General features: G+C 37.5%; 19 protein-coding genes. 13 read left to right on the forward strand and 6 right to left on the reverse strand.

The window, feature by feature from the left end:
- Positions 1–252: 252 nt before the first annotated feature.
- From AC3B6B_RS08100 to AC3B6B_RS08110, 3 genes are all read left to right on the forward strand, one after another.
- Entirely contained in the window at positions 253–1,632 is a 1,380-nt protein-coding gene (locus AC3B6B_RS08100) for a cytosine permease (RefSeq protein WP_489758318.1), read from the forward strand.
- Between the two features lie 168 nt (positions 1,633–1,800).
- Positions 1,801–2,232, forward strand: coding sequence for a MarR family winged helix-turn-helix transcriptional regulator (locus AC3B6B_RS08105; RefSeq protein ID WP_489758148.1), 432 nt, complete (start codon positions 1,801–1,803; stop codon positions 2,230–2,232).
- Entirely contained in the window at positions 2,222–3,613 is a 1,392-nt protein-coding gene (locus AC3B6B_RS08110) for a DHA2 family efflux MFS transporter permease subunit (protein ID WP_489758149.1), read from the forward strand. Before AC3B6B_RS08105 ends, AC3B6B_RS08110 begins: the two co-directional genes overlap by 11 nt.
- Before the next feature lie 210 nt (positions 3,614–3,823).
- On the opposite strand, the gene AC3B6B_RS08115 is transcribed toward AC3B6B_RS08110, so the two are convergent.
- From AC3B6B_RS08115 to asnB, 3 genes are all read right to left on the reverse strand, one after another.
- Positions 3,824–3,982 (reverse strand): hypothetical protein, encoded by a 159-nt coding sequence (locus tag AC3B6B_RS08115; RefSeq protein ID WP_489758150.1) that lies wholly within the window; start codon positions 3,980–3,982, stop codon positions 3,824–3,826.
- Positions 3,983–4,192: 210 nt separating this feature from the next.
- Positions 4,193–4,360: a hypothetical protein gene (locus AC3B6B_RS08120; protein WP_489758151.1), complete on the reverse strand. Its 168-nt coding sequence runs from the start codon at positions 4,358–4,360 to the stop codon at positions 4,193–4,195.
- A 296-nt stretch (positions 4,361–4,656) separates the two neighbouring features.
- Entirely contained in the window at positions 4,657–6,615 is a 1,959-nt protein-coding gene (gene asnB, locus AC3B6B_RS08125; protein WP_489758152.1) for an asparagine synthase (glutamine-hydrolyzing), read from the reverse strand.
- Positions 6,616–7,154: 539 nt separating this feature from the next.
- Between asnB and AC3B6B_RS08130 the strand changes: the two genes are divergently transcribed.
- The 4 genes from AC3B6B_RS08130 to AC3B6B_RS08145 all read left to right on the forward strand — a co-directional run bounded on the left by AC3B6B_RS08130 (position 7,155) and on the right by AC3B6B_RS08145 (position 10,892).
- Entirely contained in the window at positions 7,155–9,290 is a 2,136-nt protein-coding gene (locus AC3B6B_RS08130; RefSeq protein ID WP_489758153.1) for a bacterial Ig-like domain-containing protein, read from the forward strand.
- Between the two features lie 153 nt (positions 9,291–9,443).
- Positions 9,444–9,998 (forward strand): TetR/AcrR family transcriptional regulator, encoded by a 555-nt coding sequence (locus AC3B6B_RS08135; protein ID WP_489758154.1) that lies wholly within the window; start codon positions 9,444–9,446, stop codon positions 9,996–9,998.
- A 238-nt stretch (positions 9,999–10,236) separates the two neighbouring features.
- Positions 10,237–10,419 (forward strand): type II toxin-antitoxin system HicA family toxin, encoded by a 183-nt coding sequence (locus AC3B6B_RS08140; RefSeq protein WP_489758155.1) that lies wholly within the window; start codon positions 10,237–10,239, stop codon positions 10,417–10,419.
- Positions 10,420–10,451: 32 nt separating this feature from the next.
- Positions 10,452–10,892: a type II toxin-antitoxin system HicB family antitoxin gene (locus AC3B6B_RS08145; protein ID WP_489758156.1), complete on the forward strand. Its 441-nt coding sequence runs from the start codon at positions 10,452–10,454 to the stop codon at positions 10,890–10,892.
- A gap of 422 nt (positions 10,893–11,314) precedes the next feature.
- Here the strand turns inward: AC3B6B_RS08145 and AC3B6B_RS08150 are convergent, their stop codons facing one another.
- Positions 11,315–11,785: a nucleoside 2-deoxyribosyltransferase gene (locus tag AC3B6B_RS08150; protein ID WP_489758157.1), complete on the reverse strand. Its 471-nt coding sequence runs from the start codon at positions 11,783–11,785 to the stop codon at positions 11,315–11,317.
- Positions 11,786–11,888: 103 nt separating this feature from the next.
- On the opposite strand from AC3B6B_RS08150, the gene AC3B6B_RS08155 reads away from it, so the two are divergent.
- The 5 genes from AC3B6B_RS08155 to glpO all read left to right on the forward strand — a co-directional run bounded on the left by AC3B6B_RS08155 (position 11,889) and on the right by glpO (position 17,093).
- Complete coding sequence (locus AC3B6B_RS08155) at positions 11,889–12,746, forward strand: RluA family pseudouridine synthase (RefSeq protein ID WP_489758158.1); 858 nt, start codon at positions 11,889–11,891, stop codon at positions 12,744–12,746.
- Positions 12,747–12,815: 69 nt separating this feature from the next.
- A complete protein-coding gene (locus AC3B6B_RS08160; RefSeq protein ID WP_489758159.1) occupies positions 12,816–14,171 on the forward strand; it encodes a PTS sugar transporter subunit IIC in 1,356 nt (451 codons plus the stop codon).
- 5 nt (positions 14,172–14,176) lie between these two features.
- The gene (locus AC3B6B_RS08165; RefSeq protein ID WP_489758160.1) at positions 14,177–14,350 is read left to right on the forward strand and encodes a hypothetical protein; all 174 of its coding nucleotides are present in this window, start codon (positions 14,177–14,179) and stop codon (positions 14,348–14,350) included.
- A gap of 213 nt (positions 14,351–14,563) precedes the next feature.
- A complete protein-coding gene (locus AC3B6B_RS08170; RefSeq protein ID WP_489758161.1) occupies positions 14,564–14,989 on the forward strand; it encodes a DUF3284 domain-containing protein in 426 nt (141 codons plus the stop codon).
- A gap of 247 nt (positions 14,990–15,236) precedes the next feature.
- On the forward strand, positions 15,237–17,093 hold the full coding sequence (glpO, locus tag AC3B6B_RS08175; RefSeq protein WP_489758162.1) for a type 1 glycerol-3-phosphate oxidase: 1,857 nt from the start codon (positions 15,237–15,239) through the stop codon (positions 17,091–17,093).
- Positions 17,094–17,346: 253 nt separating this feature from the next.
- Here the strand turns inward: glpO and AC3B6B_RS08180 are convergent, their stop codons facing one another.
- Together AC3B6B_RS08180 and AC3B6B_RS08185 are read right to left on the reverse strand one after the other, a co-directional pair.
- Positions 17,347–18,951: a hypothetical protein gene (locus AC3B6B_RS08180; RefSeq protein ID WP_489758163.1), complete on the reverse strand. Its 1,605-nt coding sequence runs from the start codon at positions 18,949–18,951 to the stop codon at positions 17,347–17,349.
- Between the two features lie 303 nt (positions 18,952–19,254).
- Positions 19,255–20,361 carry an SLC13 family permease gene (locus tag AC3B6B_RS08185; protein ID WP_489758164.1) on the reverse strand — a complete coding sequence of 369 codons (1,107 nt, stop codon included), beginning with the start codon at positions 20,359–20,361 and terminating at the stop codon, positions 19,255–19,257.
- Positions 20,362–20,721: 360 nt separating this feature from the next.
- On the opposite strand from AC3B6B_RS08185, the gene alsS reads away from it, so the two are divergent.
- Positions 20,722–22,395 (forward strand): acetolactate synthase AlsS, encoded by a 1,674-nt coding sequence (gene alsS, locus AC3B6B_RS08190; RefSeq protein ID WP_489758165.1) that lies wholly within the window; start codon positions 20,722–20,724, stop codon positions 22,393–22,395.
- The last annotated feature ends 207 nt before the right edge of the window (positions 22,396–22,602 follow it).

Below are 22,602 nucleotides of genomic sequence, written 5' to 3' on the forward strand. Positions count from 1 at the left end.
AGCTTCAGTTTTTCCAGAACGTTTGAACTTTGAGATGATTTGTAATTGAGGTTGAAAACTAAGCCTTACTATCATAGCAAATTTCAGCAGTTAACTAAAATCTTTTTGAAAAATCCATTGACTTTTACATTTTAAATCAGTAATCTAGGTCATAAGTTTAGTCCTTTTAACCTAATCCTGTGAGATTAAGAAGGGAGCACAGTTTCAGTTCTGCTCGGGGGTTTGAACTTGCGAGCTTTTTTTGTACCTAAAATGACAAAGGAGAATTTAAAATTGGGATTTAAACAGCAAAACGTCATCAGCAGTTCTGAACAAAATATGTCTAATTGGGATATGTTTGCCACTTGGATTGGGGCAAACGCCAATAATGGTACTTGGTATGTAGGCGGGGTCATTGCCGCTTGTGGTTTTTTGACTTCGTCAACGTTACTCATTATTGTGGGGATTATTTCCTATTTGTTATTGGCTTTGGTTTCATTAGCCGGATATCAAAGTCGCTTAAACACGATGACGTTAATGCGCGGTTCCTTTGGAGTTAAGGGGTCGATTCTACCGTCATTGATTAATATTGTTCAGTTTATCGGTTGGGCTGCGGTTAATACTTACATTGCGGCAGTGTCTGTAAGTTATATTTTGCGGGAAATTTTTGGTTGGTCCTCGCACAATCAAACGTTAAATCGGTGGGGCTTATTTGCTGGCATTCTGATTATGTCCTTACTACATTTAGGTAGTATTTCGTTAGGCGAAAAGTCAGTTAAATGGATTGAACGCATTGGCATTATTTTGGTCACCATTTTTGTTCTTTGGGAATCAATTATTGTTTTAAGAATGGTGCCCTTGAGCCAAATTTTATCTTGGCAACCACCGGTTAAATTACATTTAGCTAATGGTGTAGCGATTGATACGATTGCTGCCTTTAACTTGGCTTGGGTCACCGCCGCTGCGGACTTTAGTCGCTTTGCCAAGAAAAGATCGGGCGCCACTTGGTGGTCATTTATTGGCGCCAACTTGGGTTTAGTTTGGTTTGCTTTAATGGGCATTGTTGCGACCATTGCGACCGCGATTAGTCTGAATAAATTTGATCCCAATAACTCCGATCCAAGTACGATTGCTACCAAATTGGGCTTGGGTGCATTAGCCTTAATTGTGATCATGCTGACTAGTACGACGGCGAATGCGGTGAACTTGATGGCCGCTGGTTCAGCGGCTACGAATATTTTCCCAAAATTAAAATTAAAGGTTGCACTGTGGATTGTGACCTTAGTTGCGACAGTAGTAACATTTATTCCGGCTTATGTGACAACTTTCTTAGAAACTTTTGAACTCTTTTTAGATGGAGTGGGTATGTTCTTAGGACCCGAAATTGCAATTTTCTTGGTTGATTATTTCATTTTAAATCACCGGCAATATCAAATTGATGACTTTGATCAGCCCAACGGTCGTTATTGGTATCATCACGGTATCAATATCAATGCTTTTGGAACTTGGATTGTAGGAGTGATTTTGTATTTTGTTTTGCGGCGCTGGGCAATCATTAATGACAGTGTTGGTGCAACATTTATTGCCATGTTAGTGAGTGCCATAATTTATTGGGCTTTAATGAAAAGCAAGGTAGTCAGGAAAAAAGCTTAATCTCTTAGTAGGTAAAGTTGGGATCATCAGGTATTAGTAACGGGTCTGCGGACCGATTATTAAGCTGATTGTCCCAACTTTTTTAATTCTTGACAATCGTTTAGTTAAGTGTAGAATATATTTTTTGAAAGGTTAGCTAGCTAACGTTTGAAATGTGAGGTGAATCTAGTGCGCAACACTGGTCGGTTATTACAAAAAGCTGCGCGGCAAATGACGAATGATTTTGACCAATTTGCTAAAAAATATGATTTAACTAGTATGCAGATGTCATTTATTGATTACTTAAGTGATCATTCGCAGATTGAGGTTTTACAACGGGATTTGGAGCAAGAGTTCAATATTCGGCGTTCTACGGCGACTTTAATTTTACAGCGTATGGAAAAAAAGCAATTAGTGGTGCGCCAAACTAGTCAAGTTGATGCGCGCCAACGGGCAGTATTTTTGACTGAACATAGTCAAGCAATTGTGCAAGTGATTAAGCGTTATATGAAACAGGAGCAAGCACGATTAGAACAACATTTTTCCACCCAACAGGTGCAAATATTTGAAGAAATTTTAACTTATTATCAACAAGGAGGACGCAAAAAAAATGAAAACTGATAAAGCCATTACGCCGAAAGTCATCGGCGCCATTGTAGCTGCAGGGTTGATGTCATTTTGTGGAGTGGTCGTGGAAACGGCCATGAATATTACTTTTCCCACTTTGATGCGCGAATTTCACATTTCTACAGCTACTGTTCAATGGATGACGACGATTTATTTATTAGTGGTGGCAATCGTAGTACCGCTATCGGCTTTGTTAAAACGAAACTTTAAAACTAAAAAGCTCTTTTTAACAGCTAATTTTTTATTTATTGTTGGATTAATCATTGATGCCTGTGCACCAATTTTTCCAGTGATGCTTTTGGGACGGATGGTTCAAGGACTAGGAACAGGGATTGCCTTACCATTAATGTTTAACATTATTTTAGAAGAAGTTCCGCCGGCAAAAATTGGATTTATGATGGGAATTGGTTCCTTAATTACCGCAGTAGCACCAGCCGTTGGGCCAACTTTTGGCGGAGTGGTCGTTAATCTGTGGGGTTGGCGCTTTATTTTTGTTTTGTTACTGCCAATTCTAGTAATTTCTTTAATTTTGGGTTTAAGTTGTATCCAGCAAGTCAGTCAATTGGTCAAAACTAAATTTGATTGGTCGGGGATCATTAGTTTACTAATCCTTTTTGTGGGCTTAATTTTTGGCTTTAGTAATTTAGGAACCAAAAAACTGTGGAGTTGGTCAGTTAGCGGTGCTTGGCTATTAGGAATTATTGGTCTCATCTTATTTATTATTAGCTATCAACACCCCCAAGAACCGGTCTTAAACTTAGGTTTATTTAAGCAAGCTAGTTTTAGCGGACATCTAATTAGTTTTTTCTGTTTTCAAATTATTAGTTTGGGAACTTCGTTTTTATTACCTAATTATATTCAATTGGTGAATCATCAGAGTACCACGATTGCGGGTTTATTAGTTTTGCCAGGAGCAGCTTTAGGAGCTATTTTGGCACCGTTTGGCGGCCAATTGTTAGATAACTTTGGTGCTCGGAAACCAATTTTGAGTGGTGTTTTGTTAGCAATTGTGAGCTTGTTGATCTTTACTCTAGCAACCGCTCATCTGAACTCAGGATTATTAATCTGTTTGTATGTTCTGTATATGGGCGGCGTTGGCATTGCTTATGGCAACATTATGACCAGTGCTTTACAACAGTTAAATAATCAACAACAGGCTGATGGTAATGCTTGGCTGAATACTTTGCAGCAATTAGCGGGTGCTGTGGGCACTTCTTTAGTCGCTGCGATTGTGGCTCAGAGTCAATTACAGCAGAATCTATCTTTGACTCAAAAAACGATTCAAGGAACACAGCATGCCTTTATTTTGTTGTTAATTTTAGCTATTGTAGTCTTCGTTATTTTGTGGAAATTCTTACCTAAAAAGCAGCGTTAATTCATTTTTTGAGCACTATAACGGGAAAATATGTATAAAGTTATGAAACTGTTTTTTCTTGGCATAGTATCATCTTGATGTTTAAAATCATATTCAAAAAATAAGTTATGTGTTAAGATAGTAATGAAAAAGGGACTGGTGCTCGAACACCAATCCCTGAACGACCCGCTTTAAAGGCGGTGACTAGTTACATGACATCTTTAAATCGTCCTATAACCGGTCAAAGTTATTAGTAGGACGATTTTTTGTTACTTTTTGTTGTTCATGATTGTGGCAACTAGTGTGCCAAAAGCAATCATTAACATTAATACCTGATAGGTATTCAAGTAAGACTGGATATCCTTTCCGTTGATTCTTCCGTATTCTCATACGCAAGCACCTCCTTGAGAACAAACCGTCATCGCCCATAAAACTTATCGCACTAACTATTGTAGCATATTACTGAGATTAAATTATTTATCAATTGAAAAATGATTTTTGCCAAAAAATATGTTATATTGGTAATGAAAAAGGGATAGGCGTTCAAGCGCCAATCCCTCAGCGATCCGCTTTAAAGGCGGTGACTTATTACAAAACTACTTAAATCGTCCTATAACTTGCCAAAGTTGTGATAGGACGATTTTTTATTACTTTTTGTTGTTCATGATTGTGGCAACTAATGTGCCAAAAGCAATCATCAACACCAATACCTGATAGGTATTCAAGTAAGACTGGATATCCTTTCTGTTGATTCTTCCGTATTCTCATACGCAAGCACCTCCTTGAGAACAAACAGCCACCGCCCATAAAACTTATCGCACTAACTATTGTAGCATATTTTGTTTCTGCTTTGATTAAGCATAAAAAATTTAATCTCAAATTTTTATATAGAATGCCCGTTAATTAAGGCGGTTCGGATAAACTATTCTTCAGCTTTTTATTAGTTTGCTACTAAAAGCTTTATTTTAGATGAATCAATGAAAAATAAGCAATTAAGTCGTTTTTTGGCTTAACTGCTTATTTTTTTAGTATTCAACTTCTCAGTGTTTCTTGTCACAACTTAATTAAACTAGCGTTCCGTTATCCATAAAGGCTTGCACATCCGGTTGCATGTGTGCATATTTCTCAACGGTACCGTCAAAGTCAATGAAGTACAATTGGTACCAAGTTAAGAAAGTATAGATGTTCCAAATTTGCCGCCGAGCGTCAATTTTTTCATCGTAATTATCTTGCAATAATTGTAAAATTTTGTCTTGATCAAAGAACTCACTGACCCAGTCTTGGCTAAATAAGTCTTGAACTTTATCAAAGTACTTATCTTCCCGGAGCCAGGTTTTAACCGGAACAGGGAAGCCTAATTTAGGACGTTTGGCCCAGTCTTCTGGTAAGTGACGATTGGCAGCCTTACGGAAAATATATTTAGTATCATGCCGATTAATTAATTTTTTCGAAGGAATGGAGTTAGCTAATTCGGCTACTTTTTTATCCAAGAAAGGCACTCTTAATTCTAAAGAATGAGCCATGGAAATCTTATCGGCTTTTTGCAAAATATCATTGAGCATAAAGTGATGTAAATCAATATATTGCATTTGTTTAACTTCTTCAGCATCTTGGACCTTGGCAAAGTCTTCTTGATAGATACCATTAACTGTTAAATCATTTTGATACGGTTTTTGTAAAATAGCATTGGCTTGCTGTGAGGTGAAAATAGTTGGTTGTTGTAAATCAAAAATTAAGGATTCGCCAACGTAATAATCTGATGGTTGGGCGCTTTGGCAATATAAATGAACTTTTCCCGGGAAATTAGGCGCATGCTTGATGTCCTTAGCCAAGTGCTGACGGATGCCTTTGGGCAATTTGTGTAAGCCACTGCCAAAGACTTTAATAGTCATATTATGCGAATGCATTCCGTAATTAACATAGCCAGCAAATAATTCATCAGCCCCTTCACCTGATAAGGCGACGGTTACTTTTTTGCGGGCTAAGCGGCACAAATACCAAAGGGGAATTACCGAAGGGTTACTATCCGGTTCATCTAAGTGGTATTGCATTTCGGCAAAGTCATTAAAAGCTTCGTCACCATTAACGGTGACTTGATTAAAGTGAAGGCCCTCTTCATCCGCTAATTGCTTAGCAACACTAGCTTCATCGTAAGGACCGTTATCGAAGTTGACGCTGAAAACTTCTTGCGGATGTAAAACGGAAGTGACATAACTGGAGTCCACTCCCTCAGATAAGAAGCTCCCCACGGGCACATCAGCGATATTATGCAATTTAATAGAATCTTTGATTGTTTTGTCGATTTCAGCGACTGTTTCTTGATCTGAACGTTGGTGGTTAATCTGATATTGCGCATCCCAATATTCATGAATTTGCAAGTCTTGATCATGTAACTCAAACCAATGCCCTGCTGGGAAGCGATAAACATTTTTGAAGAAAGTTTCTTTCAAATCATTATATTGATTCATCAAAAAAGGTTTGATCGCTTCTTGGTTTAATTCCTTCTTAAAATTAGGGTGCTTCAAGAAAGATTTAATTTCAGAACCGACAATAAAGGTTTCACCATTTTGATAATAATATAGCGGCTTAATACCGAAGAAATCTCGCGCACCGTATAAAGTCCGTTTATTATTATCCCAAATCAAATAAGCAAACATGCCGCGCACGCGTTCTAGCGTGCCAGCCATACCCCATTCTTCATAGCCATGTAGCAATACTTCAGTATCTGTTTCAGTAGTAAAAGTATGACCAGCTTTGAGTAATTCGCTACGTAAATCTTGATAATTGTAAATTTCACCATTAAATGTCACTAAAATTGAATTGTCTTCATTATAGATTGGTTGCTTGCCACCTTGAAGGTCAATAATACTTAGTCGGCGAAAGCCAAGGGCTACTTGGTCGTTGGTATAAAAACCGCTGCCTTTGATATTAGGACCACGGTGTTCAATCATTTTCATCATGGACTGGATCGTTGTTTCTTTGTCGTCAACAGTCGGGTCGCTAAAAGCGATAATGCCGCACATTAAATATTCCTCCTATATACTGATATCATCAGTTTAATTAATGATAGTCAGAGTGTCAATTTATCAAAATTAATTTTAAGCTGTTCTGCCAAGCTTTTAAAGGGTTTTAAAAAATAAAATAGTGATAATCAGCTAAGGATTGATTCGTTGAAAAAATTTTAGTGAGCGATAAGTGTCATAGTTCAATTTAATTGAAACTAGTATTTAACTGAGCACGTCCGGAAAAAAAGCTTATCAAAAAATATGAAAAATGCTAATTAACTATGGCAGTCAATATACTGAGGAAACGTTTGAGAAGTTAAAATTCAACCGCTAAATATCTTTTACATCAATTGCGCTGGAACAATCAAATTAATTAGTGAAAAATAGTGCAAGATTTTTTGCAATAAATTGATTAAATAAATATGTCACAAAATATTACTTTTGTAGCACTTGTTTGCGAACTATTCATTTTTACAAAACCTAGGTTAATAATAAGCAATATTGCGAATTGTTATGTGATGATGAGAAAATTATTAATTTAGGTTGGAAGATAAGTAATGATGAATAAAAAGCGGTTAATCTGGTTTTTTAGTATAATTTTCAGTTATTTGGTTCTGTTAATAGTTGTTACACCAGTCCAAGGCAGGGTGCTTTTCAAAAGTAATCCAATACTGCAATCTCAGGCTAGTAGTTTATCGGTTCATAACTTTTTATCGCGTACAGCATTACCTAATTATGAAGTGAACGACTACGATCCAACTACTTTAAATGGTGCCAAAATTAGTTTAATTGAATCTCCGCAAGGAACGTTGAGTAATCCCGCGGGGAGTAACTCCGCTGTCACCATCGATATGATCATCACGCACAAAAATCGAGCACAAGTAATTCCCGCTAATACCAAGTTTAAGATGAGCATCACAGCTGGCAATAGTACTTATCCAGTGAGTAGTGATAACTTCTTGCGGATTTTGTCAGTCAGTTTACCGAGTGATCAAACTGGTAATAGCTATTTTAGTTATGATAAGCAGAGTGATGGTTCGATGATTGTTACAACTATTAAGGACGTGCCCCCGGGAGTGGATGAAATTCATTTTAATTACCAAAGTGGTACCAATGTTTACAATTGGGATGGTCAAAACAAAGGAACTCCCATCCCGGGAAAAATTCAGACGCAAGTGCAGACTGCTGATAGTCTCGTTAATTTACCCGACTTAGATTATTATATTAAAACCATTCCCAAAAGTAATGGTAGTAGCAGTGTCCCCGGTTATCTGTCAGCCATTGATCATTCCGCTGCGTTTATTGATCCTTATTATCCTAATAAAAATTTAGGTAGTCATACTACCAATATCAATACAAGTGGTGTCAGTGTTGGTGGTTCGATTTGGTCGTCTTATACATTCAATGGTCAAGATAAAAATGGTGCCGGTCAGTATTATTTTGGTTATGAAGTTAATTACCAAGCATCAATTGGCAAGCCTGATGGTGCTAAGTTAGGTCTCAAATCACAAGACCCGATCGATTTACAACACGTTCACTTATTAAAGCAAGCGGATTCTGGCTTAGTAGATATTACGCAAGATCCCACTTTGAAATGGACCATGACGGCTAATTCAGTCCAAGTCGATGCCAGCAAATATCGTGATGCTAATGGTCAAGTTAATTGGAAACCATTATATTTACAAGTTTATGTACCTGAAGCCTCTTTAAAGAATATCAATTATGTCAACGCGACAGTAGGCTTTTTTAAAGAATTTTCGCTGGCGACTTATTTTAGTTCGGTTACGGATAAACGAACGGTTTATTTTATTAATCCAGATAAGACTATTTATGAGAATCAAACTTATGATCCTTATACAGATATTACAGCCATCAAAGGCAACAGTGCATTAGCTAAAAAACAGCTTACGATTACCGATTATGATGGCTACCCAACAGATGGTACTAATCTAGTGCCTGGCAACTATTCTTTACAGTATCATGCCGTAGATCCAAGCGATGCTACGAATGTTGCTGATACAACTCGGAAAATTACAGTTTTGAAGAATCAAACTAGCTTAAAAGCTCAAGATAGTCAAATTATGCAAGGTAATTCGTGGCAAAAGTACGATAATTTATTGGCTGTGACTGACCAAGATGGTAAAGTTTTGAATGTTACAGATTATCCCAGTCAAGTGCAAGTTAATGCTAATGTTAATACCCAAGTTCCAGGTGATTATAATGTTTTTTACACCTATATCGACTCCACGGGCAAACAAGTTTCTAAGTCAGTAACGGTGACCGTCTTGGCTGCTCCTAGAATCAAGACTTGTCCCAGCTCTCTTGATTTTGGAACCCATTATAGAGGAGCAAAGACCACATTCTTAAATCCACAGTTGAATGCTAATTTGACAGTGGAAATTGGTATTAAGTTAAATTCTAATTATCAATTTTTAGTTCAGGCACAGAGCAATTCACAATTAGCTGGTAGTTTACTTTTAAAAGATCAAACCAATCAATGGCAGAATTTGTCAACACCCACTTTGCTACCTGTACCAGTGCCAACGCAAACAGCTAGCGATAACTATCCGTATACTTATGATTTTTCCACCTTAATCAAGTCCGATAAATGGAAATTAATGGTCCCAGTTACCGCTCAAAAATCAGGACTGGCTAATCGAACTGTTACGTGGACTATTTCGAACTCGTTATGAGTTCGTAAAATTGAGCAGTAATTCAATGGCAATATTCAAGACGTCATGGTCTGCTATTTTTAAGCTGGATGTCATGAGGAAAAAGCAATTAGCTGCGGCGCAGGATTAAAACAAAAACTACTACTTTGAATTAGTAACGAGCAGGAGTAAACGATGAATGGCAAAGAACAAACTAAAGAACAATCACGTCAATGGTTATGGCAATCATTTCTCCAACTGTTGACTGAGGAGGATTATTCACAAATCACAGTCAAAGAAATTGCCGCTAATGCTTTGTTGGATAGACGGACATTTTACCGCTCTTTTGCTAATAAGGGGGATTTAATCGACTGGTATTGTCAGACAACCTTTTGTGAATATCGCCAAATTATTTTAGCAGAAGACTTTCAAAAATTGACTGTGGAAGAATCTCTGGGTAATTTGTTTAATTTTTGGTGGGATAAACGCCAAACAATTAGAATTTTGATTCAACAAAACTTGGCAGATCATTTTTTAAAAATTTGGAATGATAAGTTTATCGACATATACGATGATTTGAAACTACCAACTCATATACAAGGTACACGAACAGAAATTGAATATTTACAAACTTTTACTTCGGGGGGATTTTACTTTGTCATTATTACTTGGTTAGCTAAAGAAAATCCAGAGCCACCGAGTTATCTGGTGCAATGTTTTGCGCAGGCATATAAACAGATTTGTGAGTAAGAGAACTAAGTGAATTTTGATTACTAACAATTAGCTATAGTAGCAAAATAAGCAATTAAGTCAAAAATCGACTTAATTGCTTATTTTTGTGTATTACATTGTTATCCATCATTTTTAATTTTATTTTGAGATATTTTTATAGGTACTGACTTTAAAGTTTTTGGTAAAATCATTCCATATTTATTTACTATACGTATTATACGTACTAAAATAATCTTTGTCAGGAGGTAAAGTGCACATGCCTATGACACAAAAGGAAATGGTTAATTTGCTTCAAGCCCATGGTTGGAAAAAGACCAAGGGTGGTAAAAGTTCGCACATTAAAATGAGTAAACCCGGCAAAAGACCTATTACTGTTCCACACGGAGAATTAAATAAATTTACCGAACGTGGAATCAGAAAAGAAGCCGGTCTCATGTAGTCGGCTTTTTCCTTTCGGAAAGGGGAAAAATTATGTTATCAAGTTATCCAGCGTTATTTTATTATGACGATTCAGACTTAGAATCAGTTCCATTTTTCATTACTTTTCCTGACTTTGAAAATTCAGGTACACAAGGTGAGAATATTTCTGATGCATTATTCATGGCTTCTGATTGGCTAGGAATAGTTGTTGCAGATTATATAGATAATTCAAAAAAGCTTCCTAAACCATCAAGAATTCAGGATTTATCCTTATCTAAAAATAATCCTTTTCCTGAAGAATTAAATTATGATAAAGGTCAATCATTTATTTCAATGGTGTATGTAGACGTTACTAAGTATGTAGAAAATAATAAGTTGGTCAAAAAGACCTTATCCATTCCGAAATGGGCAGATAATTTAGGCAAGCAAATGAACATTAATTATTCGCAGACTTTAACTAATGCTATAGCAAATATGAATATCAACAAATAGACAAGTATAAGAGCACTCTATAGGGTGCTTTACATAGCGATATTAAGATTGAATTAGCTTATTTTTGCATGACTCTCGCAAAGTTTTTAACTACGATAAAATTAATATGCTTAAATATAGTTTTAAGAATTTTATTATAGTTATGTCCAAGTGTTAAGCAAATTTGCTGCGGATTTTTTAATTGCGTTCCAAGAAGCAGAAGTTTGTGCCTAGCATAAAACAAATAGCCAAGCCAGAATTAGCTTAGCTATTTGTTTTAGGTTAATGCTCAATTTCTAAGAGCTTCTTGGCGCAGCTTGATAATTGCACTCACAAAACTAAAAGCTTGTGCCTAACTTAGATCAAGCTTTCAAGTTAAAAACCAACTTAAAAGTTTAATCTAAGTTAGTTCTCAGCTTTTGCCCAGTTTTGTTCGCAGCTTGTTAAATAACTTCACCCTCGTATAATTTAGTAGGTAATAGATTGAAGTCATAAGATTTTAATTCATCAACGTTAGTCAAGTATGCTTTAATCCCTTTGACTAACATCAAATTGAGACCTTCTTTTTGCACATCATCTTCGCATACTAGGATGACGGGCTTATGAATAGCTTTCATATAACCCATTTCCCAAGCGGTTCCCGTATCTGGATCACTGTTATCCCAAGAAACGACGGCAATATCCGCTAAGTTCATAGCTGTGATATCATTTTGATAGGTCTCATTAGCCCATTCGTAACTACCAAAAATGCCTTCTGGATCGTGGTCGACACTGGCACCTTTGTATTGATGGTCGCGGGGACTATGCAAATAGCCCACGGTTGCATTTTGTTTTAAGGCTGCTTCGACGCGATCTAACAAGGCAATTTGTTTGGGGGTAAAAAAGCCACCAGCAAGATAAATGTGTTTTTGCATGAGAAGATCTCCTTTATTATTAATTGTCTTTGTTATAATTTTAATCTAAAGACCAACTAATTCCTAGTCTTTTCAGGATGAATTTTAAATATCGGGTGAAAGAATGTACATTAAATTTACTAATCAGCAACAGCAGTTAACTTTAAAAAAATTTTTACAGCAGCAAGGCATTAGTCATCGTCTTTACCAAAAGTTGAAACAACAACCAGACAGTTTCTTGGTTAATCAGCAAAGGGTGTTAGGCAACTACCTGGTGCAACCCCAAGAGCAAGTGCAAATTAAGCTACCGACGGAAGTTGACGATCCCCAAGTAGCAACGAGCTACCGACCGCTAACTATTATCTATGAAGATGATAATTTTATGGTGGTTAATAAGCCCCAGAATTTGAGTTCGGTTCCAGGTCCCAGTAATCGGGAAGATACTTTAGTTAATCGCATTAAAGGACACCTGAAACAAGAACATTCTGCTTATTTAGTACCGCACTTAATTACGCGTTTAGATTTTGACACCCAAGGTTTAGTCTTGGTGGCTAAGCATTTGGTGGCTAATAGTTTGGCTAATCAACTAGTGGCCCAACATCAAATTACTAAATATTATTACGCGTTGGTTGCTGGCAATTTAGAGCAAGATCATGCGGTGATCAATCAGCCAATTGGCCAAATTCCAGGCCAAATTGCCCGGCAAGTGTTACCTGATGGTAAAGCGGCCGTGACAGAATATTGGGTTTTGCAGCGTTTTTTGGACAAGACTTTAGTTAAAGTGCAATTGCATACGGGACGCACCCATCAGATTCGCGTGCACTTTGCCAGCTTGCAGCATCCACTACTAGGTGACCATTTATATCAGGGCCCCTTAGATCAAGGTTTTCAACATCAGGCCTTACAGGCGTATTATTTACAATTTTTTGATCCGCTTGCGCAATTACAGCGCACCTTTGAATTGGAAAATTGTTTAATTTAAGTTATCAGTTGGTGAATACTAAGTAATCAAGTATACTAGTAAGTAAAAGTGTTTGATGGAGGATTTTTGATGGATGCGTTAGTGAAATGGCTTAATAAATATTTAGTACCAATTGCTGCCAAAATTGGTTCCATTCGCTGGTTAGTGGCGTTACGTGATGCTTTTATTGCAATTATGCCCGCCACGATGGCTGGGGCAATTGCCACAATTTTGAATGTTTTTGTGCGGGATATTCCCCAACAAATGCATCTCAATAGTTTTGTCAAAGCAATGGAGCCCATTATTGGGATTAATACACAGGTGTGGACTGGTTCCTTAGCCATTCTTGGTTTGATTTTTGCGTTTACCTTTGGTTATCAAATGGCAATTCAGTATAAGGTTGAACCGATTACTGGGGGCATTGTGACGCTGGGAACTTTTTTAATGACGTTGCCACAAACCTTTACTTTACCGCTCAAAAAAGCGTTAAGTGCTGCTGATGTGCATACAATTACTCAAGCAGGAGCAACTGTCAGCAAAAATACGATCAGTGGTCCAGGCTATTTTAATTTTAATTCTTACTTTGGTGCGACCGGCTTCTTTACTGTGATGATCATGGGGGGCGTCGCCATTGCCGTTTATATTTGGTTGATGAAGAAAAATATTACGATTAAGTTACCGGATTCCGTTCCGCCCGCTATTGCGTCTGCTTTTACGGGAATTATTCCAGCAGCCGCCGCTTTATATGTTTCGGGAATTGTCACATATTTAGTCACTAAATTAAGCTCACTGACTTTAATTGAAATTATTTCGAAAACCATTCAAGAACCGTTATTGAACTTGTCGCAAGGTTACGGAGCCGTTTTATTAATGACTATTTTGGTTCAAGTCTTTTGGTTCTTTGGCTTGCACGGAACGAATGTTTTAGGACCGGTGCTAGATTCTATTTGGTTTACCGCGCAGGTCGCTAATATCAACGCTTTTGCCCAGCACAAAGCTTTGCCATATTTTTGGACACGAAATTCCTTTGATTTGTATGCGTGGATTGGTGGTGCTGGTTCGACATTACTATTATTGATTGCCATTTTGATTTTTAGTAAGCGAGATGATCAGCGTGCAGTTGCAAAAATGGCGATTGCGCCTGGCTTTTTCAATGTGAATGAACCAGTGATGTTTGGCTTACCTGTGGTCTTAGATCCAATTTACTTTATTCCGTTTGTTTTAGCACCAGTGGTCATGGTCAGCACTTCTTATTTTGCATTATCTCAAGGTTGGGTTTCGCCCGTTAAATCGCAGATTGTCTGGTCGATGCCGCCGATTATTAATTCGTTAATTGCCACATTAGATTGGCGAGCACCAATTTTACAGATTATCAATGCTTTCATTGCCTTTATTATTTATGTACCATTTGTGAAAGCTGCTAATAAGATTAAACCGCAGGATTAAAAATAATGAAGCATAAACAAAATCGAACGTTGTTTGCTATCAGTGGTGGTTTGCTGATTATTGTTGTGAGTCCACTTTTGCGTTCTTATTCAGAATTTTTTTATTACATGTTTTTATTAGCCGGGGTCGTTTTAGTCTTTTCCAATACGTATCTCTGGTGGAAAAATCGGAAGCATTAACACTACGGCTAAAGGGGCAATGATTGTTTGTACTGTTGAATTGTGAAGCGTCATTGTTCGCAGCTTATGAAATTGCACTCCCAAAGTCAGCAAATTGCGTTTAGCTACAACTAAGAACTTAAGTTAAGAACCAACTTAATCACTTAGTCTAGGTTAGCTTCCAGCTTTGAAGCGGCATTGTTCGCAGCTTGTATCTTTAAAAGGGGTTTTATTATGAAAATGACACTGGACTTTGCTGTTCCGGCACAATATTTATTTGAACAGCTAACTAATTCGGTTTTATATGATATTAAACAGCAAACTGGCAAGAATGTTAAACCACGACAATTGCCTAACTTTAAGTTTGACAAAACCTTTAATAATCAAGTTACAGGGCACTTTCAAATAACAAAATATCAACCTGATCAAGATTATGCCTATCAATTAAAAACGAGTAAGAACACTTATCAAGTTAGTTATCATTTGACACCGTTAGATGCAGACAATGTTAAGTTTGAATATCAAGAAATCATTCAAGCAAAGACTAAGACTGGTGATGCTAATAACAACTTATTACAATTTTTAATTGGCTGGCAACGTAAAAAACGCTTTAAAAAAATGCGCCAACAGATTGTTCAACAATACCAAGCTAGTCATTAATTAATGGAGAACGATAGCTTTCGCAAATAATCGTCAAACTTTTTAGTAAAGTTGGATGATTATTTTTTTATGAACACTAATTTATGAATTTAACTTAAAGAAGTGTAAAAATCTGTTGCAATTATGCGAATTGTTGCTTAAATTAATTGATGATAATTGTTATTTTTACTAAATTTGAGTAAGATTAAATTATACTGATTGTCGATTGTAATAACAAAGATAATTAAATATTACGGGGGATATTGGGGTGGATTTTTCATATAAAACACGAACAAATATTATCCAAAATTTACAAACTTCGGAATTAGACTTGTTAATTGTTGGTGGCGGTATCATTGGTGCGGGTGTGGCTTTGCAAGCAGCGGCTAGTGGTGCAAAAGTTGGCCTGATTGATATGCAAGATTTTGCAGCAGGAACGAGTTCCCGTTCTACCAAGTTGGTTCACGGTGGCATTCGTTATTTAAAGAATTTTGAAATTGGTGTTGTGTCAGATATTGTCTCAGAACGACAAATTGTGCAACATATTGCGCCACATATTCCACGGCCATTTCCAATGTTGATGCCGATTTATGACTCTAAAGAATCAACTTTTAATATGCAAAATATTAAAGTGGCGATGAATCTTTATGATCAATTCGCGGGAATTATTGGGGGACAATATGCTAATAAGTTGTTAACGCGCGATGAAGTATTACAACGCGATCCCTATCTCAAAGCTGAAGGTCTTCAAGGTGGCGGTATTTATTTAGACTTTGTGAATAATGACTCACGCTTAGTAATTGAAAATATTAAAGGGGCCGTCGAACTGGGGGCACTAGCTGCTAGTAATGTCAAAGTAGAACAAATTACGCATAATGACTTAGGTGTGGTTAATGGCGTTATTGCCAAAGATTTATTGACAGATGAGACCGTTAAGATTCGCTCTAAGTTATTGTTAAATGCTACAGGTCCGTGGTCGTCTAAATTTATTGGCCTTGATGACAAAAATGGTTTAGGCCAGATTATTCGTCCCACTAAGGGCGTCCATTTAGTTGTGGATCATCATCGCTTACCGGTGTCCCAACCCACTTACTCAGATTCGGGTGAAGGTGACGGGCGCATGTTATTTGTAGTACCGCGTGAAGGCAAGACTTATTTTGGGACTACAGATACCGATTATTATGGCGATTACCAGCACCCCAAAGTTGAGCAAGAAGATGTTGATTATTTATTGCGCGCCATTAATAATCGCTTTCCAACTCTGCACATTACGTTAAATGATATTGAAGCTAGTTGGGTGGGGTTACGGCCACTGTTGGAGTCCAATGGGAGCTCTGATTATAATGGTGGAACTTCCAATATGGGTAAAATTACGGACGAAAGTTTCAATTTATTAGTTGAGATTATTGATGATTATAATCGAGGGTTTGCCAAACGGCGTGATGTGGAAAAAGTTATCAGTAGTTTGGAAACTACGAATGCGGAATCTCAGCTCAATAACGATCAAATTTCACGCGGTTCTTCGTTAGATGTGGGTGATGATGGTTTAATTAGTTTGGCCGGTGGTAAAATTACCGATTATCGAAAAATGGCAGCGGGCGCCATGGCAAAAATTCGGCAAGGTTTAGCCAATAATTTTAATGTTCAACTAAAAGATATTGATTCAACCAAATTACAGGTTTCTGGGGGCCACTTTGATCCGAATCGTGTACAGCAAGCGTTGGATTACTATCAACAATTATTTATTCGAAAAGGCATTAATCAAACGGAAGCCAAAGAATTAGCTAATTTATATGGTTCTAATTCGAATCAAGTGGCCGCTTATATTGGCAAGATTTCGCCAGCTCCGGGTTTAACCTTAGCAGATACGATTAGCTTACATTACGCCATCGACCATGAGATGGTGCTGACCCCTGTTGATTATTTGGCTCGGCGCACGACTTACTTATTATTCCATCAAGATCGTTTAGCACCGAAAAAGCAAGCCTTTGTTGACGAAATGGCGCATGTTTTACACTGGTCGACCACGCAAAAGAAACATCAAGAACAAACCTTAGAACGATTAATTTCCCAAACGCGGTTAGATTATTTAAAAACAGATTCAGCAATGAATAATATAAATTAAATATTTTTATATATTATGATATTTAATGGCTTGAAATAGTTAAAGCAAGCAATTGACTACACATTAAGCAAAAATTATTATATAATTCTGTTATGCTAAGTAAAATTAGCACAACAAAACAGCAGGCAGTAGAAAAACTCCTTGATTTTCTCCCTTTCTTAAAAAAGATTGTCAAACCTCAATTGTCTGCTGAATTGTTTTGAAAAAGGACTAGTGCAATACTAGTCCTTTTTTGCTTAGTTGAAATTGTCGGTTAGTTCAAAAACTCATGCTGGTTGTGCTTCTTTTTGTAGGTAGCGGCCCACCAACCAGCCATGATTAATCCTAAGCTACCCATAAAGGCTAAGATATTAGCCCACCGCTCTAACCAAGTTGGTTGGTAAATAATTTGGAGCTGGTTGTGACGCGAGGTGGTGTGAATTAAAAACGTTCCACGGCGTGAAATACGATACTTGATAGCATGCCCATTATTCAAGACTTGATAATTAGGACCGTTGACTAAGAAGGGAAGGTCAAACGTATTAGTAGTTTGTTTGGTATTTAATTGATACGTCATTTGGTTAAGCCCCGGTTGTCCTTGAAAATAACACTTTTGGTGATTGATATAGCCAGTTGCCTCTGACAATTCATTAATATAAGGGCGGGCTTGTTTGGGATAGTAGTCGACTTTCGCATTTTGAACTCCAACGGTGATGGGGTGCGCAAAAGTGGTTTGTGTTAAGTTGAGCTCATGCCAATCTTTGCGATAATTAACGACTTCAACTAAAGCTAGGAAAGTCAGCATTACACTTAAAATAACTGTCCAACTCATGAATAGTTTTTGCAGTGGCAGGGGCTTAATTAAAGTTAAAAATTGGCCCAATAAGAAGCTCGCTAATAACGTATAAAATGGTCCAAAGCGAAAGGCAAACTGGATTACTGTGACGGGTGTGTGGTTGAACCAAGACCAGGGAAATGCTGGTGTTTGTAACCATAAAGTAACGAAGAGCATAATTGCTAGAATGGTAGTGGTGGCGGAATACTTGCGGTAGTGAATGAGAAAATAGCCGCTCGCTAGGAGTCCGCCGAGTAATAACATTAAGCCCACAGTATGTGGGGTAAAAGTGCGATTTTTTAATAAAGTCGTCAATTGGTCTGACCAACTAGACACCAAAACGTGGTTGAGTTGATAGTTAGTCGGCTGAAGTTTGGAAGGCATCAAATATGTGTGTTGCAGCACGGGCGCCCAGTAACCAAAACTCACGACGAGTGTCGCGGCACTAATTTGCAACCAATGCCAGATCAGTTGCCGCCGGTGTTGATCCAAAATTAATTGGACTATTAAGACCAAGCCCACTAATACACTAGCTAAAACAGCTGTTAATAAGTGCGTGTACAATAAGCCACTGAAGGCAATAATGGTTTGAGTGCGGCCCCCTTTTTTGTGTGCCACTTTGATGACGCCGACTAATAAAAGCGGTAAAAAAGTCATTGCTAAGAATTCACCAATACCAAAATGAGCATAAATGGCTGCCATGCGGTAAAACGAAAAAGTATACAGTAAAGCAGTGGTGATACTTTGGGACCGCTTTTTAGTTAATGAATAAACAGCGTAGTCAGTGATTATTAACGTGAGCAAGTTGACTAAACCTAAATAAAGATATAGGGCCAGAAGATCGTTATGAATTAACTTCATTAAGATAATGAGTGGGTATAAAAATTGTGTTGGATAAAATAAATTAACCAAAGAACCAATGCCAGCAAAAGTATGGGTGGTGATGTAAGGAAAAGCACCAAGTTTAGTTTGGGCTAATTCACTAATGCGTTCAATGTGAAATTGTAAGTCACTACTCCAAATAAAATTATGATAACAGTACATATATTCAAATAAACCAGAAAGTATTAAATAGAGGAGCCCCAGACTGCAGTTTTTCCAGAAGTTATTGGTTTTCATGATTGTTTAATTCCTATCCCTTTATGATAGCTTCATCATAATATATTTATTTACGAATGATAAACCAATTAGATAGAAAAATTAATATTTTTGGAGCATTGTAAAATAATAGGTTGTGACTAAAGTTGCTTGAAGGTTGAGTGCAATCAAACACAAGCGGCTGACTTGGAAAACACTATAAAAAAATGTTCGTATCAAATACGAACATTTTTAAGAAGAATTTTTATATCATTGAATTTTGACTAAAAGCCAACCGACGAATCCTAAAATAACTAATAAGAGCACATTAATTTTTAAAGAGACACCCAAAAAGTGTGTGGCTTCTGTTTTGTGGGTGAAAAAGGAATATTGTTTGTACGATAATAAATTAGCCATGGAAGCAATAATCGTTCCTAGCCCCCCAATATTCGATCCTAAAAAGAGCGCGTGAATATGGTGTGTAAATTTAGCTACTAGAATAGTCGTAGGAACATTACTGATTGCTTGACTTAAACCCAACGAAGTCCAATAAGTGGAGGTCGGACTGGCTACTAAATTGTTAATTACTTTGGCGACAATCGGGAAGCGACTGATGTTGCCGACAGCGATAAAGAAACAAACGAAAACTAAGATAGTAGCGTAGTCAACTCTTTTTAAAGTTTGCGGGCTGACGATTAAAGCAAAAATAACAGCGGCAATTGTCGTCCACCAAACCGGAATCACTTTAAAGATTCCCAAAAAAATAAACGCAGTTAAGACTAAAGTTGCCGTTAATTTACCTAGTTGAATTTCAAAGGGCGTAATTTGAACGTCCATCGGTTCCGGTTTAGTTAAAAGATAAGCAACAATGACTAAGATGATTAATTCAATCAGCATGAGGGGTGTGGAAACGCGAAAGAAATGACCCGCTGTCAAATTGAAATGGGAAAGTAAAAAGAGATTGTGGGTGTTACCAAACGGAGTAAACGAACTACCCAGATTGGCAGCCACGGTAATCATTGTCATAGTTAGCGCCCGACTTAGAGGAACGTCGGAAGCAATTTTAAAGAATAGCGGTGCTAGAATTAAGATGGTGACATCGTTAGTAATGAACATGGCGCCAAAAAAAGCCAGCAAGACTAATGCTTCCATTAGCTGCCGGGAGTTTTTGGCTTTGACAGTTAAGTGCGTTGACAAGAACTGCAATAACCCGATATGTTCTAAAATTTGGACGAGAATCATCATTGATAATAGTGAAAAGATTGTATGAAAATTAATGTCCGCTAATTGTGGTTTACTAACTAAAGTGGATAAAACAGCTACCGTGGCTGCTATCCATAACATCTTATCCATAAAAATATTTTTGAGAACGGCCATGTATAAACCTTCTTATCTACGGATTGGATCATTAACTTGAAACCATTAATATTGTACTTTAATTAGCAAGCAGAATAAAGAGAAAACTTTATGGTAGCGCTTGTAATTGGAAGAAATTCAACTAATACGTAATTAAAAGGGGAATTTGCTGAATTATTTGACTCTTTAGTTAGGTTATTGTACCAGGGTGATTTGATTTTTGCCGTGCTAACCAGAAGAAAAGTTTAAGCAATTTGGCTGTAATAATTCTGCTCCAGTTCAAAGCTCATGCAAAATTATCATGGCTTTTCATCATTCGTTTCATAATAATTAAGAAAACGGTATAATATGCTTATTCTTTTATTGGAGGATTATGATTTTATGACGGAAAAGTCCGCAGCAACAGCCATTGTTGAAACAATGATTGAGTATCAGATTGACTATGTGTTTGGAATTCCCGGTGCCAAAATTGATCGGCTCTTCGAAGAACTAGAACACAATGAAAATGTTCATAAGCCTAAATTAATCGTGGCGCGTCATGAACAAAATGCTGCCTTTATGGCGGCAGCAATTGGGCGCTTAACAGGCAAACCCGGTGTGGTATTAGTAACATCAGGTCCCGGAGTTGCCAATTTAGCCACAGGTTTAGTTACCGCTACGGCGGAAGGTGATCCGGTAATTGCTTTAGGTGGTCAAGTTCCGCGGGATGATTTAGCGCGGTTAACACATCAGAGTATTCCTAATCAATCTATTTTGGCACCTGTGACCAAGAATAGCGTTGAAGTTCAAGATCCTAATAATCTGTCTGAAGCTTTTGCAAACGCTTATCAAGAAGCGACCGATACCAAAAACGGTGCGGTATTTATTTCAATTCCCCAAGATGTGATTAATGAAAATGTGACGCGGCCAATTATGAAGCGCCATCCGACAGTAGAGCAAGGGGTTTTAACTGCCGATAAATTACAGGCAGTAGTTCTGGCCATCAAACAAGCTAAAATGCCCGTGATTTTGGCCGGCATGCGCGCTTCGCAACAAAAAGTCACGCAAGCTTTACGTAATCTTTTACGACATACCCCGTTACCTGTTGTTGAAACTTTTCAAGGTGCAGGAATTATTTCCCGCGACTTAGAGAATTTATATTTTGGCCGGGTGGGGCTCTTTCGCAATCAAACTGGCGATATTTTATTAAAGCAAGCAGATTTGGTGATTGCCATTGGCTATGACCCGATTGAATATGAAGCTCGTAATTGGAATCAAGATCGCCAAGGTCAAGTCATTAATTTAGATAATGTCGTCCCTGAATTGACCCAAGATTACCAACCTGATTTAATTTTGCAAGGCAACTTAGCTGCTACGCTTCAAGAATTGACTACGTTGTTAGCAGATTATCAATTGTCAGCAGCGACTAAAGAACATTTGCAAGCTATCAAGCAAGAATATGATCAAAAAGATGTTCCTAACGTTTCAGCTCAAACTACGGGAGTTCAAGATCCGTTGGCCATTGTGCAAGAATTACAAAAACACGTTGATGATTCAATGGTTGTGACAGTCGATGTTGGTAGTCATTATATCTGGATGGCCCGGCATTTTCGTAGTTATGAACCACGGCATTTATTATTTAGTAACGGGATGCAAACCTTAGGTGTAGCCTTACCTTGGGCCATTAGCGCCGCGTTATTAGATCCAAAGCGTAAAGTGGTGTCTGTAGCTGGCGATGGTGGGTTCTTGTTTTCTAGTCAAGAATTGGAAACGGCGGTGCGCTTACACGCTAATATTGTGCAATTAGTATGGGTTGATGGTTATTATGATATGGTGCGTTTTCAAGAGCAGTCTAAATATGGCCACGATGCGGGGGTGCAATTTGGTCCTGTTGATTTTGTCCAATATGCGCAAAGTTTCGGGGCTGCTGGTTTACGTGTTGATCAAGACCATAGTTTGGCAGCTGTCTTAGATCAAGCATTTAAAATGTCTGGGCCAGTCGTCGTTGAGATTCCGGTCGATTATAGTCGTAATTCTAGTTTGAACCAGGCATTGTTACCTGATCAATTCCATTAATAAAATAATTACTGCTACAAATGCTGGTTAAAAGTCGAGGACTAACCTAGGATAAACAATTAAGGCAGTTTGAGACTTGAGTTTTTGGTTGTAGTTAAACGCAGGCTTTTGGTTTTTGGAACGCTAAATAAAATACTGTGACAAAAGCGGTTAGCAGTTGAGTATAGCTTAGAATAAGTACTTAAGTTTTGTTTTTTAAGCTTAGGT

This window comes from Bombilactobacillus sp. ESL1197, assembly GCF_058107145.1.